14 protein-coding genes are annotated in these 14,009 nt (G+C 59.9%); 8 read left to right on the forward strand and 6 right to left on the reverse strand.

Going from position 1 to position 14,009, the window contains the following annotated elements:
• From BN2476_RS41000 to BN2476_RS41015, 4 genes are all read left to right on the forward strand, one after another.
• The coding region (locus BN2476_RS41000) for an isocitrate/isopropylmalate family dehydrogenase (protein ID WP_235851196.1) at positions 1-228 on the forward strand (228 nt) is incomplete at its 5' end.
• Between the two features lie 46 nt (positions 229-274).
• Complete coding sequence (locus BN2476_RS41005; protein WP_087739861.1) at positions 275-1,747, forward strand: NAD-dependent succinate-semialdehyde dehydrogenase; 1,473 nt, start codon at positions 275-277, stop codon at positions 1,745-1,747.
• Positions 1,744-2,679 carry a M14 family metallopeptidase gene (locus BN2476_RS41010; RefSeq protein WP_087739862.1) on the forward strand — a complete coding sequence of 312 codons (936 nt, stop codon included), beginning with the start codon at positions 1,744-1,746 and terminating at the stop codon, positions 2,677-2,679. Before BN2476_RS41005 ends, BN2476_RS41010 begins: the two co-directional genes overlap by 4 nt.
• A gap of 61 nt (positions 2,680-2,740) precedes the next feature.
• The gene (locus BN2476_RS41015) at positions 2,741-3,085 is read left to right on the forward strand and encodes a cupin domain-containing protein (RefSeq protein WP_087739863.1); all 345 of its coding nucleotides are present in this window, start codon (positions 2,741-2,743) and stop codon (positions 3,083-3,085) included.
• 267 nt (positions 3,086-3,352) lie between these two features.
• On the opposite strand, the gene BN2476_RS41020 is transcribed toward BN2476_RS41015, so the two are convergent.
• From BN2476_RS41020 to BN2476_RS41040, 5 genes are all read right to left on the reverse strand, one after another.
• The gene (locus BN2476_RS41020) at positions 3,353-3,616 is read right to left on the reverse strand and encodes a hypothetical protein (RefSeq protein WP_087739864.1); all 264 of its coding nucleotides are present in this window, start codon (positions 3,614-3,616) and stop codon (positions 3,353-3,355) included.
• Positions 3,617-3,868: 252 nt separating this feature from the next.
• A complete protein-coding gene (locus tag BN2476_RS41025) occupies positions 3,869-4,063 on the reverse strand; it encodes a diguanylate cyclase domain-containing protein (RefSeq protein ID WP_160111853.1) in 195 nt (64 codons plus the stop codon).
• On the reverse strand, positions 4,060-4,377 hold the full coding sequence (locus tag BN2476_RS48910) for a hypothetical protein (RefSeq protein ID WP_160111854.1): 318 nt from the start codon (positions 4,375-4,377) through the stop codon (positions 4,060-4,062). The genes BN2476_RS41025 and BN2476_RS48910 overlap by 4 nt, the downstream gene beginning before the upstream one ends.
• Positions 4,378-4,961: 584 nt before the next feature.
• Positions 4,962-6,218, reverse strand: coding sequence for an anion transporter (locus tag BN2476_RS41035; protein ID WP_087739867.1), 1,257 nt, complete (start codon positions 6,216-6,218; stop codon positions 4,962-4,964).
• A gap of 649 nt (positions 6,219-6,867) precedes the next feature.
• Complete coding sequence (locus BN2476_RS41040) at positions 6,868-7,101, reverse strand: hypothetical protein (protein WP_087739886.1); 234 nt, start codon at positions 7,099-7,101, stop codon at positions 6,868-6,870.
• Between the two features lie 1,042 nt (positions 7,102-8,143).
• Here BN2476_RS41040 and BN2476_RS41045 point away from each other — a divergent pair.
• From BN2476_RS41045 to bfr, 4 genes are all read left to right on the forward strand, one after another.
• Entirely contained in the window at positions 8,144-8,923 is a 780-nt protein-coding gene (locus tag BN2476_RS41045) for a hypothetical protein (RefSeq protein ID WP_143811182.1), read from the forward strand.
• 710 nt (positions 8,924-9,633) lie between these two features.
• Positions 9,634-10,155, forward strand: coding sequence for a lysophospholipid acyltransferase family protein (locus tag BN2476_RS48915; RefSeq protein ID WP_235851201.1), 522 nt, complete (start codon positions 9,634-9,636; stop codon positions 10,153-10,155).
• A 393-nt stretch (positions 10,156-10,548) separates the two neighbouring features.
• Entirely contained in the window at positions 10,549-12,678 is a 2,130-nt protein-coding gene (locus tag BN2476_RS41055; RefSeq protein ID WP_087739869.1) for a TonB-dependent receptor, read from the forward strand.
• 349 nt (positions 12,679-13,027) lie between these two features.
• The gene (gene bfr, locus BN2476_RS41060; RefSeq protein ID WP_087739870.1) at positions 13,028-13,507 is read left to right on the forward strand and encodes a bacterioferritin; all 480 of its coding nucleotides are present in this window, start codon (positions 13,028-13,030) and stop codon (positions 13,505-13,507) included.
• A 148-nt stretch (positions 13,508-13,655) separates the two neighbouring features.
• Here bfr and BN2476_RS46110 read toward each other — a convergent pair whose 3' ends face one another.
• Entirely contained in the window at positions 13,656-14,003 is a 348-nt protein-coding gene (locus tag BN2476_RS46110; protein WP_143811183.1) for a TfoX/Sxy family protein, read from the reverse strand.
• Positions 14,004-14,009: the final 6 nt, after the last annotated feature.

Consider the following 14,009-nt stretch of genomic DNA (forward strand, 5'->3'; position numbering starts at 1 on the left):
GCGCCCGATATCGCGGGCAAGGGTATCGCCAATCCGATCGCGATGATCTGGTCGGCGGCGATGATGCTCGACTTTCTCGGCAACGGCCAAGGCAAGGAACGCGAGGCGCACGACGCGATTCTCGCGGCCATCGAAGGCGTGCTGAAGGACGGCCCGCATACGGGCGATCTCGGTGGCAAGGCGTGCACGGCGGAAGTGGGCGCCGCGATCGCGCATCGGCTTGCGTGAACCGTTGAGGGCCCGCCTGGAGCCGTAACAATATAGGAGTGCAGTCATGACGAAGCGATACGAGTTGAGCGAACTGATCCGCAGCGACAATTTCATCGATGGCAAGTGGGTCGCTGCATCAGGCGGCAAGCGCTTTGCCGTCACAAATCCGGCGACGGGCGAAACGATCGCGCAGGTCGCCGAGAGCGATGCCGCCGACGCACACGCGGCCACCGATGCCGCCGCCCGCGCCTTCCCCGCGTGGCGCGATGCGCTGCCGAAGGATCGCGCGTCCGTGCTGCATCGATGGCACGCGCTGATGGTCGAGAACGCGGACGAACTCGGCCGCCTGATCTCGCTCGAACAGGGCAAGCCGTTCGCCGAAGGGCGCGGCGAAGTGATGTATGGCGCGTCGTACGTCGCGTGGTTCGCGGACGAAGCGACACGCATCTACGGCGACATCATTCCGCAACAGCAGCGCGGCAAGGGCATGAGCGCCGTGAAGGAGCCCATCGGTATCGTCGCCGCGATCACGCCGTGGAATTTCCCGCTCGCGATGATCGCGCGCAAGATCGCGCCCGCGCTCGCAGCGGGTTGCACCGTCGTCGGAAAACCCGCCGAAGACACGCCGCTCACCGCGCTCGCACTCGTGATGCTCGCGCATGAAGCGGGCGTGCCGCCGGGCGTGCTGAACCTGATCTCGGCTTCGCGCGAAAACGCCGTGCCCGCCGTCGCCGACTGGCTGGCCGACAGCCGGGTGCGCAAGATCACGTTCACGGGCTCGACGCCTGTCGGCAAGTATCTCGCGCGTGAATCGGCGGGGACGTTGAAGAAGCTGTCGCTGGAACTCGGCGGCAATGCGCCTTTCATCGTGTTCGACGATGCCGACCTCGACGCGGCAGTGACGGGCCTGCTCGCCGCGAAGTTCCGCAACGGCGGACAGACCTGTGTGTGCCCGAACCGCGTCTATGTGCAGGCGGGCGTGTACGAGCGTTTCGCGGATCTGCTCTCGACGCGCGTCGCCGCGCTGAAAGTCGCGCCCGCGACCGACACAGCCGCGCAGATCGGCCCGATGATCAACGCACGCGCCATCGACAAGATCGCGCGTCACGTCGAAGACGCCGTGAACCGCGGCGCGCGCGTGCTGACGGGCGGCAAGCGTCTGCCGGAACTCGGCCTGAACTACTACGCGCCGACCGTGCTCGCCGATGCAACGCCCGACATGCAACTCAGCTGTGAGGAAACCTTCGGCCCCGTCGTGCCGCTGTTCCGTTTCGACGACGAAGCCGACGCGATTCGCGCCGCCAACGACACGCCCTTCGGCCTCGCATCGTACTTCTACAGCCAGGATGTGCGCCGCATCGATCGCGTTGCCCGGCGGCTGGAAGCAGGCATCGTCGGTATCAACGAAGGGGCGCTTGCGAGCGAGGCCGCGCCGTTCGGCGGCGTGAAGGAATCGGGCTATGGCCGCGAAGGCTCGAAATACGGCCTCGACGACTACCTGTCGATCAAATACCTCTGCCAGGGCGGTCTCGAATGAATACTCACGCTTATCCGATCGAACTCGCATTTCCCGACATCGCCGCGCACGAGCGCAGCGACACGGGCATTCCGTACGTTCACACCTTCGATTCAGGCATCGCCGGCCCGCATGTGACGCACGGCAACGAAGTGTGCGGCGCGATCATCGTCGATGCGCTGCTGCGCGCGAAACTGCGGCCACGGCGCGGCAAGCTGACGCCCGCATTCGCAAACGTCGATGCATATGCCCTTTTCGATCCGTCGCATCCCGACGCGGCGCGCTTCGTCCATCAGGACTTCAACCGCGTATTGGCCGCACAAACGCTCGATGACGCATCCCACGATTCGAGCGAACTGCGCCGTGCACGCGAGATCAGGCCCGTCGTCGATACCGTCGAACTGCTGCTCGACCTGCATTCGATGCACGAGAAGAGCAAGCCGCTCATCGTCTCGGGACCGCTCGACAAGGGCATCGCGCTTGCGGAGAAGCTCGGCACACCTGCGACGGTGATCTGCGATGACGGTCACCCCGAAGGACGGCGCATGCGCGACTACGAAGGCTTCGGCGATCCTGAGAGTCCCAGGAACGCGCTGCTGATCGAGTGCGGACAACACTGGGAGGCTAGTGCGCTTGCCGTTGCACGAGATGTAACGGCGCGGTTTCTGGCGCTGTCGGGTGTCGTCGATGCGCAGGACTGGCCAGCCGGTTGGACCATGCCGCGGCCTGAAGAGATGCTGATCGTGCGCGTCACGGAGCCCGTCGTCGCGAAGAGCCTCGACTTTCGTTTCGCCGATGCGTACACGGGACTCGAGGTGTTTCCCGAAGCAGGAAGCGTAATCGGCTGGTCGGATGGCGAGGCAGTGCGCACGCCTTGCCCCGACTGCATGCTGGTGATGCCATCGCTCAGGCAGTTGCGCGCGGGTGTGACCGTCGTGCGGCTCGCAGGATAGAACAGCGGTTGGCAGGACCTCAATAGCTTTTTTTCATTTCACTCTTCGACGGATACGAGACATGAAAGTCCAGCAGATCAAACAAAGCATCGCATTACAGGGACTGGAAGACTGGGGCACGGCAGGTCTTGCCGGCGCGCCCGAGATCAGAGTATCAGGGGTGCAGAAGATAATTCCGGGCAGCGAAGGGATCGACGCGGGCATATTCGAATGCACGCCCGGCACCTATCGGCGCTCGGTGAAGCAGGCGGAAGTGATGCACTTTCTCAGCGGCCGTGGCCGCTTCACGCCCGACGGCGAAGACACAATCCACTTTACTGGCGGTGACACGTTGTTCTTCGAAGCCCACACGGAAGGCACGTGGGAAGTCGAAGAAACGATGCGCAAGGTCTATGTCATTTTCTAACGATCCGGATGGTCAGCCCTGGTTACGCTGATGCCCAGAGTATTGAGACAGATCAGATGTACATACACCTGCGATAGCCTCCCCCGAACACGTGCCCAGTCGCACGTGTGCACAAACCGATATATTTGACTCAACATGGCAGCACGTGTCCGAAAAATTCCGCAGACGGTGACAGGCAGGCTTTCCAATGCGGCTCTTACCGACCTGTCGCTTCGCAACCATCTGAGTCTCAATGCTCTGAGTTCGAAGCACGGCGCCGCATTCCACTTAGGGAGTGTCGTTCGAACGATGTTCGCGTCGTTCTATTTGTTTGACGCTGGCTTCGGCGACGGGAATCTGTCTATATACACCGACGCTGACTCGAGCCTCCGCGAACTGGCAACCTCGCGAAACATCGAATCTAGTTACAGGCTCGGATCGCATGCAGTTCAAGCTACGGCGCGACTGCTTGAACTCTACGATAGTCAGCTCCAGACGGCACCACTTGATGAACTGATCGCGGCCCATCAACGCGCCGAGGGTAATTTCCATGCATCTCCTGAACGACGATTGTCGATTCCGGAACTCGTTCAAAGATGCCAGCGAGGACGACATAAAGTCAGCATGGACTCGATAGTGAATTCGTAATTGTCTAACACAGCACCGTCTTCAGCAGCAGCCCCCTCTTGGCGACATGCGAGAGGTTAGGAGCATTGCGATTACCCGTCGCGTCGCTCTTTTTTTTTGCGCGACGTTTCTGGCTGTGCCCTTTGGAAAAGGAAAATGCGTTCGCAAACGCGCTGATCAATGCAGAAGATGTCCAAATCTGTCGTTGATCTGCTTGAAGTGGTCCACGTCCAGTATCGGGAGAGCGCTTTTTGCGAGCGGCGCTGCGGGAAGGCGCCCGATAAACCATCGGCGGTTGCCGACGCCGGTCAGCGCATCAGTGTCTGCTGCAAGCTGAAGGCTCGCCTCGCGCCGCTCCCTGACGAGCGTCACAACCAGCAGCGCAATCCAGAAGTTGAAGAAAATCTGAAGAAAAAAGCCGTCGCAAAGTCAAATGCCGATGGAATATCGAGAACGATGCAAACGAGGCGCACTGCATAGATCAGCGCACTCACCAGGAGACACGCGGCCAACGGACGACGCTCAGGTAAGTGCTCGCTATGTCGGTCCACCCATATCTCGACTGCCGAAGCCGCCACGAACATCACTGCGGTCAAGTGAAAGACGCTTGCCCGTTGAGCATTGACAAGCGGGAATCCCGATACGATGCCAATGATGAACCATGCCGCCGGCACCAGTACGACCATCCAGTAAAGGCTCCGGCGACGACCACTCAGGCGCCGCATGCCGTCCCGGAGCAGCGGATAGGCGACCGTCCCCAAGACAAGACTCAAATGTGTCCACAGCCAAAGCGGTAATGCGGCACGCTCCCCAGATGCGGCTAGTACTGCACCGATCGCCAAGGCAATCAACGCAACGGATACGCCCTAAACCGATGCGCCGGGACGTACGCTTGCGGTTATGCAAGATTGCCGCGGCGCCTGCAATCAACAAGGTATTGTCCAGAAGAATAATGGTGCCTAAATCGAAAGTCAGGTGCATACGGCCCCTTCGGTTCCCAGTACACGAATTATCGAAGAAGCGTTTTCCAAAAAGATGACTGGCGCGATTGGGATTGGCCCCAACCAAGATCTCGCATGCTCAGTGGCTCGTAACGAAACTGGTTGGCGATGCCCAACGTGGTATCGAAGTGAACGATGCGTTCGAACCGGCAAAGCAGGCGGAAGTACAACTACGGCTGGACCTGTGAACCTTCGCCTGTCGGCCAATCTGAGCAGTCATTTAAGGTCTGTGGCAGACGACGGAACACCGTCGTTATCCGGTGGTTTTGCTAAGCCCCTGAAGCAAGAAAACGTACCCGCACTATCAGGTAGATCGCGGCGATCGCGAGGGTCGCGAGCGTGACTGGAATACCAATCGTGGCATGGCGGCGCCAATCGATGCGGATGTCTCGCCTGGCTGCGGCATCCACGACGATGATGTTCGAGATACTGCCTGCGATCAGCAAATTGCCCGACAGTGAGCTTACCAGCGCCAGCAGCGGTCCAGCGATTTCGTGGTGTGCCAACGGGAGCAGCAGCATGACAGCTGGCACGTTGGAGACAACATTCGATAGGACAAAGGTTGCCCCGAACAACGGGGCCAGCTGGTCGAGATGCAGCCCTGCCCCAGCGAGATCGCCGATGACTTTTGACGCGACGCCGGACTGCTGAATTGCATGGTTGACGACGAAGAGGGCCATGAACAGGACCAGGAGTTCCCAGTCCACCAGACCGAGCGTTCGCGTGGAGTGCATCTTCCTGCTTAGCAGCAGCACGCCTGCACCGATCAGTGCCACATGCTCGCGCGGCCATGGGCCAACGAGGAACGCTATCAACAGCACGGCAGCAACCATTAACCCCTTCGCCGTCTGCCAACGATCAAGCGACACGTTGCTGCCGCTATCGATCGCACCCGCCGACGCGACGGGCGCAGGTGCGGACCACGTCCATCGGCCTCTTACCTGCCAGACGATCATCGCCCACGCGGCAAGCAGGCCAAGACCCACCGGGATTGCAGCCTCGGCGATATAGCCGGAGAATGGCAGACGCAAGGTCTGTCCAATCAGCATGTTCTGCGGATTGCCGATTAAGGTGGCCGCGGAGCCGATATTGGCCGAGCAGGCCAAGCCCAGGAGATAGGGCACCGGATCCAGGCGCCGCCGTTGACAGGCTTCAATGAGTACCGGCGTAACCGCCAGGCAAACGATATCGTTGCTGAATACAGCAGATAGTGTCGCGACACCGAGCATCAGCGCTGCGAGCAAACCGGCTGGCCGATAAGACCACGAAGCGAACCGGTGCGTGGCCCAGTCGTAAAAGCCACCGAGGCGCATCTGGGCGGACACCACCATAAAGGAGAAAAGCAAAATGATGGTCGGCAGATGAATGGAGCCCGCTGCCGCCCCCAGGGACACTGCGTCAACGCTGATCAAGGCAATCGCGCCAAGCAATGCCACGCCCGTCCGATCCAGTTGCAAGAACGGCAGCCCGCCGAGAATCATCCCCAGGTAGACAACCAGAAAGATCCCTACGATGGTGGCAGTCATTTGGCAATGCACATCATGCTTCCGGGTGCAATCGCTGCAGAGGCTGAAGCGGGCTTGCGGACAGAGCGGGCCGGTCCGCCGAAGAGGCTATCGCGAATCCAAGCCGCTGGCAACCGCTCTGGGTTCAATTTATGTGGCGAAACTGATTGGCAACACAGCCCCACTTGGCAAGTCGGCCGGAGACGGATCCGGCTTGTCGTGCCGCCGGCACGCATAGCGAAGCTGGTCAGGGCCACGCTGGACGTTGGTCATGGTGATCTCGATGATCGGACAAAGGCCATGCAGAGCTACCGACGCGGTGGCGACGACCTACGTTGCCAACGCTGCCTGGAAGCGCTGCGTTGAAGCAGCCCTATCCGCCTGCCGATCGTGGTGAGAGAGCTTGAGAGGTGTCCGTACATAGCCGGAGCCTCGTGCCGCGCCGGGCGCTTTCATGGCGACGTGAACAGCGCCATTATCGGCGCGCCAGTTGTAGTTGCCATGCTCCCCACGTCGAAGGTGCGGGGGTCTTTTCGCGAACTACTGACGGGGAGCCATACGTTGCTGTCGAGATTACCCAATCAGATTGCAGCGCGAGGCTTTCGATCGATGTACCGGTCAGGCCGTGCGATGGAACGGCCCGATAAGGACCATGCGAGCGCGACTTGCATCAATGGTTGGCGACATCCGGCACTCGATGGGTTGTCCTGTTATGGATAAAGGCAATGTTACGGAGAAGCGACTCACCGTCCTCCGTGATGCGGGGACGAACTGCGCCGCCCGCAAGTCCCTCCAATGCAACAAGCTGGCGCTCGGCCAACGTGCCAAGTTCTTCCCGGTCGGCAATGTGATCGGCGGAGTCCTTGACCAGCATTAATGTTGCAAATTCGTGTGCGCTCAGCACGGGCTGCTCCTGATGCAAAGAACGAAACGCTGGTCGTCAACTTTTGCGGTGACGTGCGTTCCGTGACTACCCACTCACCGTGGGCTTATTACCGAGGGCGCTAAGCTTAACGTCGAAATGTGACAGCATGAGGACGGCCTCTTTGACGCTGGTGGCCAACGGCGGACGACGCATAGCAGATGAACGCGCGATTCTCTCGTCGGCCTCCCTTGATGCAAGCCGTACCGATTCGCATAGGTTTGGATCGTCACGTGCACACACATGCCGATGGCCAAGCGCAACTCGATACGGTTCCGTACTAGAAGTGACTGTTGTGGTCATACGGCCTTCATGACTGCGTTGCTGAGTGTTTTGCCGCTCACTCGGCTAGCAAAGATAATTCAGCGCGCTTCGCGGCGTTTGACGGCGCATTCCGCGATGAATGCCTTGCCGGGCAATATCGAGTCGATCCGCAAACCGCGATCCCTCTACCACGATTTTCGATCGTTCCCTGCTTCAGGAGTCAGAGCCACCGAAGAACCTGCATGAGCCGAGCAACGATTCATCAAGCGCCAGTTGTCGATTAAAAACGTGAAACCCAAACACGTCTATATTGGGCGTTCCAAATTAAGATGGATGTGGTCAAGCCATGATAACTGCCTCTTATCGCGGGAATCAATCGGTCAACGACGAGGCAATGGTTTGATGCAAAGAGATGCAGACGCTGGTTATCGCCTCGCCGATCAATCCAATGACGGGAGACGGCCGATATGGAAGTGTTCCCCCTCGCACTGCTGTCCTCGTGAACGCAAGGAACGTCACTGCCGTCAACTCGTGACGATAGGATCTCATCAGAACCATTCACGAGCGGAGGTCACATGCAGGCATGGGGCAGAAAATCGCCCTAGACAAAGGCAAAGGTTGAAACACGGTGTATGCGTTTTCCCCGGTCCAGTGCGACCCACCTCCCGGTTGCTACATTGAGTTGACTCGAATACCGCTGCACAGATTCCAGTTGGCGCCGCGTGGAAACGTGCACTTGGGGCGGTACCAAAGCCGTCTGGTGTTTGACATCGCCTGTGAAGTCCTCGGAGTTTGGACGCCCTACGCCATCGAAAAGCGATTGATGGGTGACGCGTTCCTGCCCGATGAGCGCAGCAGATGGTGGGAAAAACTTCGCTACGACCGACTTGATTTGCCTCGCGCGCTTCAGCGCGGCGACCGGGCTTCAAGAATCTGGATGGATCGGCTCTCCGGACATACAAGCGACGCGTCGAAGGCACTCGCCATGCCGCTGTGGCCATTGTCCTCGATCGGTCGTGTAAGCGTGGAAGCAGTCATGACTTGGCGCACCTCCATCGAGGCGATGGGTACGCACATTCCTGAACTCTCGGCGCGCTCGATGCAAAGCGCCAGACAGTACGTCGATCAACTGTACGAGCCGTTACGCGCGCAGCATACGATTTGGGCAGCGGCAAACGTAGCCCTATTTTGTATGAGACTCGCTCAGGCATGTGGCGGCCTCGCGAATTATGCGTTGACTTACGAAACGATCGCCTCAGAGAGATGGCGGCACTGCATGATGGGAGCAGGCACCGCCGCAACCGACACGTGGCAGCGCCTGCGGTTGTTCTATGGCGAATGGTTTTCGACACTTCAACTGCATATCACCAAAGAATCTGAATTGTGCGAAGCAATTGACGCTTTAAGCTCGCGCGGCTTGTCGACTCACGCCGTCTCTCGTTGTCGCCAAGATGACGAGCGATACGCGCTTGTCAACAGTTTGTCGAGGGGGAACTCTGCACCCTCCTCGACTGAGAGGTCGATTCTGATTTTTGCGTAGTACAAGCCCTGAGCGGACATTTGGTTGCAGACTTGCCGTTGCTCGTCATTCTATTGTGGTCAGCAAAACCCTGACATAACTTCGAAAACTACCAACTACCAAGTCCGGCGTTCGAGACGCGTCCGGCGAGAAGTGAGCAAATATTGCTCACGGCCGCCGCCGCGTGGCCAAACTTGCCTCCAGTGGCCGTCGAATGACCAAGATTGGATCCAACCGCTTGTAAGCAAATTCGGCCGCTCGCGTTTCGCGCAACCATAGAAATCAATAGCTTAACGTCCACTCGGGGTGCCCGGATCTACTTCGGTCGTGCAGAGACAACAAGCGGCAACATCCGCCATGCCGCCACGCTCGAAAGGTTCGAGCGCCACGGACAACGACTGCCAGTTGCACCCGCGCGGTGGCGACAGATGTTCGACGTCGCGGCAGGCAGCATCGCTCCGCTTTTGCGCCGCGCGACGCGACGCTGCCGGGATGTCGCCTGGGGCGTGTACTGCTGGAGCCTGGTTGTGCTGCTCGCCCCGATCCTTTGGTGTGGTGTCGTTTTTCATCGGGATATCGAGCGCAACTGGCGCGTCACGGCTCACGCATGCCGGACGCTCCTGCACCTCGCGGGGCTACGCGTGCAACTCGCGGGGACCCCGGGCGCGTTTCCGTCAGAACCGGTAATCGTGGCCGCGAACCACACGAGCTATCCGGACAACGTCGTGCTCATGTCAGCGCTTGCGCATCCCGTCAGTTTCGTCGCGAAGCGGGAGCTGTCGGCGTGGCCGTTCATGGGGCGTTTCCTGCGCGCGATTGGTGTGCGTTTTGTCGAACGGCGGGACGATCGCCGCAGCCTTGAGGATGAGGCGAGTCTGGTTGCGCAAGCCGAGCGACGTGATACCCTGCTCTTCTTTCCCGAGGGCACGTTCACGTGCTCTGCCGGTCTCGCCTCATTTCATCTTGGCGCGTTCCGTGTCGCATGCCTCGCGCAGCGCCCTGTCGTGCCGATTGCGTTGCATGGTGCGGGCGGTATTGCGCGATGGTCAGTGGCTGCCGCGCCGTGGCGGCATTACTGTCACGGTGCCCCCTCCGATCCGCCCCGACGGCAACGACTTCAGAGCCATGACGCGGCTGCGCGACCGTGTGCACGCTGCCATCCTCGCTCACTGCGGGGAGCCCAGCCTGCAGACTTACGCAGACTAACCGCTGACGCCTGTCAATACCCGACGGGTAGCCGCCGTAGCCGATGATCACTGTGACCGGCGCGAAGAACGATGTTTGTGCGCACTATTTCAGGTCACTGTCCTCGCGCCGCATCCAGCGCGAGGGTCCTTGCCGTCCTCTGGACATGCTTCGACGCACAATCGTCTAATCATCAGCATATCTACGCTTTATGCAAGCGTAAGCATTACGGGCCGACGGCCCTACAAAAAATCTTTTGTTCCCCCAAAAGCGTTTGAAGTATGCCGTGCCCTCGAAAGCCGACTTCGGGAGGCATCCCCATCTGCGGTAAAGCGCTGGGGGCTCGCACCTGATTCGTGGCGCGCCCCGGCCGATCCTTCCTAACTGCTGTTGACCTTTCCATCCTTTCAAATAATAATGCGTCTCATTTGTGTATTACGAACTATTACGGGAAGAGAATAATGAGACTAGACTTGCACCCGGTACGACGCGCCGTCCTGGCAGTTTTCGCGTGCCAACCGATGATCGCCGGGGTTGCTTTTGCACAGGACAGCGCCGCTTCGCCAGCCGACGGTGCAGGGGGCCCGTTGCCGGCGGTGACCGTCAAGGCCAGCGCGATTCGTGATCCGGGGGACGGGTATAACCCGTCCAGTGCCGTGAGCGCCACGAAGACGGATACGCCGTTGCGCGACATTCCACAGACAGTGAACGTGGTGACGTCAGAAGTGATGCGTGACCAGCACGCCAATTCCTTGCAGGATGTGCTCAAGAACGTGCCAGGCGTTGGTTTTTCCACGGGCGACGGCCAGCGCGACCAGGTCACGATCCGTGGCTTCTCGGCGATCGCCGACCAGTTCGTCGACGGCATCCGCGACGATGCGCTGTACTTCCGCGACCTGTCCAACGTGGACCGCGTGGAAGTCATCAAGGGGCCAGCCGCTGTGCTCTACGGCCGTGGTTCGGCGGGCGGCCTGATCAACCGCGTCACGAAGAAACCGGGTATCGACGTCACCGATGTCGGCATCAGCTATGGTTCGTGGGACGATCGCCGTGTCGAAGCCGACGTCGGTCGCGTGCTCGCGGATGGCGCGGCGGCATTCCGCGTGACGGGCGCGCATGAGGAGTCCAACAGCTATCGCTCGCAGCAGTTTCTCAATCGCTCGGCCATCGCGCCGTCGCTGGAGTTGCATGTGGCGCCGAAGACGACCGTGCTGTTCCAGGCGGACTATCTGGAAGATCGCCGCGTGACCGATTTCGGCATTCCGGCCTACAAGGGACGCCCCGTCGACGTGCCGGCTTCCACCTATTACGGTGCGGCCAACGCGCGCGACGCGGACTACACGCAGACGCGTGTGTATTCGGGCACCGCCACCATCAGGCACGAGTTCAACGATCAATGGTCGATCCGCAACGCCACGCGCTACTACCATTACTCGCTCGATCGCAACAACACGCTTCCCGGCACCGTGAATGAGGCGACGCAGCGGGTTTCGCTGAACCGATCCAATGTCTACCGTGAGGAGCATGGCTGGTTCAACCAGACCGATCTGACGCAAAAGGCCACGCTCTTCGGCATGAAACACGAGCTGCTCTATGGCATGGAGCTTGGCCAGCAGGACAAGGATCTGGTCAACTTCTCGAAGAACAACGTCGCGACGGTGGACCTGTTCCACCCTGCCCTGCCAACGCTGCCGCTGCATCTGGGTGGTGCGCCCGCGGCCAGCAATCTCGGCGTCTTCAAGACGCTGGGGCTTTATACCCAGGACATGATCAGCCTCACCGAGCACTGGAAAGCGCTGCTGGGCATTCGCTATGACAACTTCGAGCAGGAGACCTTCGAGCGCCGGCCGAATCAGCCCAACCTGTCGCGCACCGACAATGCGTGGAGTCCGCGCGTGGGCCTCGTCTGGCAGCCAACTATTGCGCAGTCCTACTATGTGTCGTGGAGCCGCTCGTTCCAGCCGTCGGGCGAGGCATTCTCGCTCGCCGCCAACAATGCACAACTGGCACCCGAGACCACCAAAAACACGGAAATCGGCGCGAAATACGACTGGCTGGACGGCAAGGCCAGCACGACGGTATCGCTATTTCGCCTGGAGCGCACCAACATCAAGGTTGCGAACGCAAGCAACACGGCGCTGATTCCGATCGGCGAGCAACGTACCGACGGGATGGAAATCAGCGGGGCTGCGGATCTGGGCCAGGGCTGGAGCGTGCTTGCGGGATACGCCTACCTGGACGCGGTCGTCACGAAGTCGAGCGCCGCGTTGCAGGACAAGCGTGCCACGCTCACCCCGCGTCACTCTGGAAACATATGGCTGACCAGAAATCTGGGTAACGGCTTCGGTGTCGGCGCCGGGCTGAACCTCGTCGGCGCGCGAATGGCCGATCCGCAAAACACCGTGACGTTACCCGGTTACGTCACGGCCGACATGATGGCGCGGTACGCTCGCGGCCCGTTCGAGCTTCAGTTGAATCTCTACAATCTGTTCAACAAGAGCTATATCGTCTCGGCACACGGCACGAGCCCGAATCTGAACATGCCGGGCGCGCCTCGCAGCGTGATGGCGACACTGCGGTATCAGATGTAAGCGCAGGAATGGCCCGGGGTATGGCGGTGCCCTGGGCCAGTCACGCTCCAGCCGGAGCCGAGATCCATCTCCGCTTGCTGCGAACGTGTGCGAGCATCGGCCGTCAACGGACCATGAACGGAATCCCGCGTCACGCAGGCCGGACCAGTATTGACTTTCCACGGCGAGTCGTCATTGAGGCGAAGCCGCTTGCGACGCTGGGAACGTCGCTACTTCACAGTGAAATTGCGTCGCAGAGTCAGTGGGCTGGTCTCCAATGCCCATTGCGACAAAGGCCATAACTGCCTATTGTTGTAAGTTGTAACGGTCGAACCGCCACCCGAACGAGGACTGGATAAGGAGAACGGTCATGCAAGGAGACAAGAAGGTCATCGCTCACCTCAATGCACAGTTGAAGAATGAGTTGACTGCAATCAACCAGTACTTCCTGCATGCGCGCATGTACCGCCATTGGCGACTCGGCGAGCTTGGCAAGCACGAGTATCAGGAATCGATCGAAGAAATGAAGCATGCCGATGCTCTTATTGAGCGCATCTTCGTGCTCGACGGGCTGCCGAATCTGCAGGACCTGCATAAACTGCTCGTTGGCGAGGATACGCAGGAGATCCTGGAGTGCGACCTGAAGCTTGAACAGACGTCCCAGGCCACCTGTAAGGATGCGATCGCTTACTGCGAATCGGTGAAGGATTACGTCTCACGCGAAATACTGCAACAGATTCTCGACGATACGGAAGCCCAGATCGACTGGCTGGAAACACAACTGGACCTTATCAAGAAGGTGGGGATCGAGAACTATCTGCAGTCGGGTATGACGTCGCTGGAGGGATAGCCGCATCCTGCGGCGGCCAGGTGCAACAGATTTTCGGCATCAGCATTGCTGACGGGAAATGAGTCATCCCATCCAGACAATAGCGATGATGAAGGCGGAGTTCAAAGCGCGCCGCACGACTGGCCGTATGCCAGAACAGCGGATGTTGTCACTCTTTGGTCGGCAATTCGCTCACGAAAGACAGTGATTCTTCGAAAAGGTCTTCGAGTGAAGCAAAGGCAGGACTGTCCGCGCCAAATGCGAGCCAGCGCGGCATCGGACGGCGGCCGAACGGTTGAAAGACTGTGCAGCCGTGCGTTTCGAGCAGCGCGGTAACAGCAAGTTGCGGAAGCTTCAATGCGATCTGCTCCCCATAGACGCACGCCATCATCCGTTGCCCGACGAAGAAGGACGGACAGCCGAAGACCTTGCGCTCCACAATCCTGTCGTGCCGACAGGCCGCGACTCTAAGCGCGACAAGCAGCGCGGCGCTGTGCTCCAGTCTGGATGCGTCCATGCAATG

Origin of the sequence: Paraburkholderia piptadeniae (assembly GCF_900007165.1) — a bacterium.
GTDB lineage: Bacteria > Pseudomonadota > Gammaproteobacteria > Burkholderiales > Burkholderiaceae > Paraburkholderia > Paraburkholderia piptadeniae.

What these genes read in the sequence shown, in the direction of transcription:
- BN2476_RS41005 (WP_087739861.1), top strand. Translation starts at nt 275, where the DNA reads ATGACGAAGCGATACGAGTTGAGCGAACTGATCCGCAGCGACAATTTC.
- BN2476_RS41010 (WP_087739862.1), top strand. Translation starts at nt 1,744, where the DNA reads ATGAATACTCACGCTTATCCGATCGAACTCGCATTTCCCGACATCGCC.
- BN2476_RS41015 (WP_087739863.1), top strand. Translation starts at nt 2,741, where the DNA reads ATGAAAGTCCAGCAGATCAAACAAAGCATCGCATTACAGGGACTGGAA.
- BN2476_RS41020 (WP_087739864.1), bottom strand. Translation starts at nt 3,616, where the DNA reads ATGGAAATTACCCTCGGCGCGTTGATGGGCCGCGATCAGTTCATCAAG.
- BN2476_RS48910 (WP_160111854.1), bottom strand. Translation starts at nt 4,377, where the DNA reads ATGGTCGTACTGGTGCCGGCGGCATGGTTCATCATTGGCATCGTATCG.
- BN2476_RS41035 (WP_087739867.1), bottom strand. Translation starts at nt 6,218, where the DNA reads ATGACTGCCACCATCGTAGGGATCTTTCTGGTTGTCTACCTGGGGATG.
- BN2476_RS48915 (WP_235851201.1), top strand. Translation starts at nt 9,634, where the DNA reads ATGTCAGCGCTTGCGCATCCCGTCAGTTTCGTCGCGAAGCGGGAGCTG.
- BN2476_RS41055 (WP_087739869.1), top strand. Translation starts at nt 10,549, where the DNA reads ATGAGACTAGACTTGCACCCGGTACGACGCGCCGTCCTGGCAGTTTTC.
- bfr (WP_087739870.1), top strand. Translation starts at nt 13,028, where the DNA reads ATGCAAGGAGACAAGAAGGTCATCGCTCACCTCAATGCACAGTTGAAG.
- BN2476_RS46110 (WP_143811183.1), bottom strand. Translation starts at nt 14,003, where the DNA reads ATGGACGCATCCAGACTGGAGCACAGCGCCGCGCTGCTTGTCGCGCTT.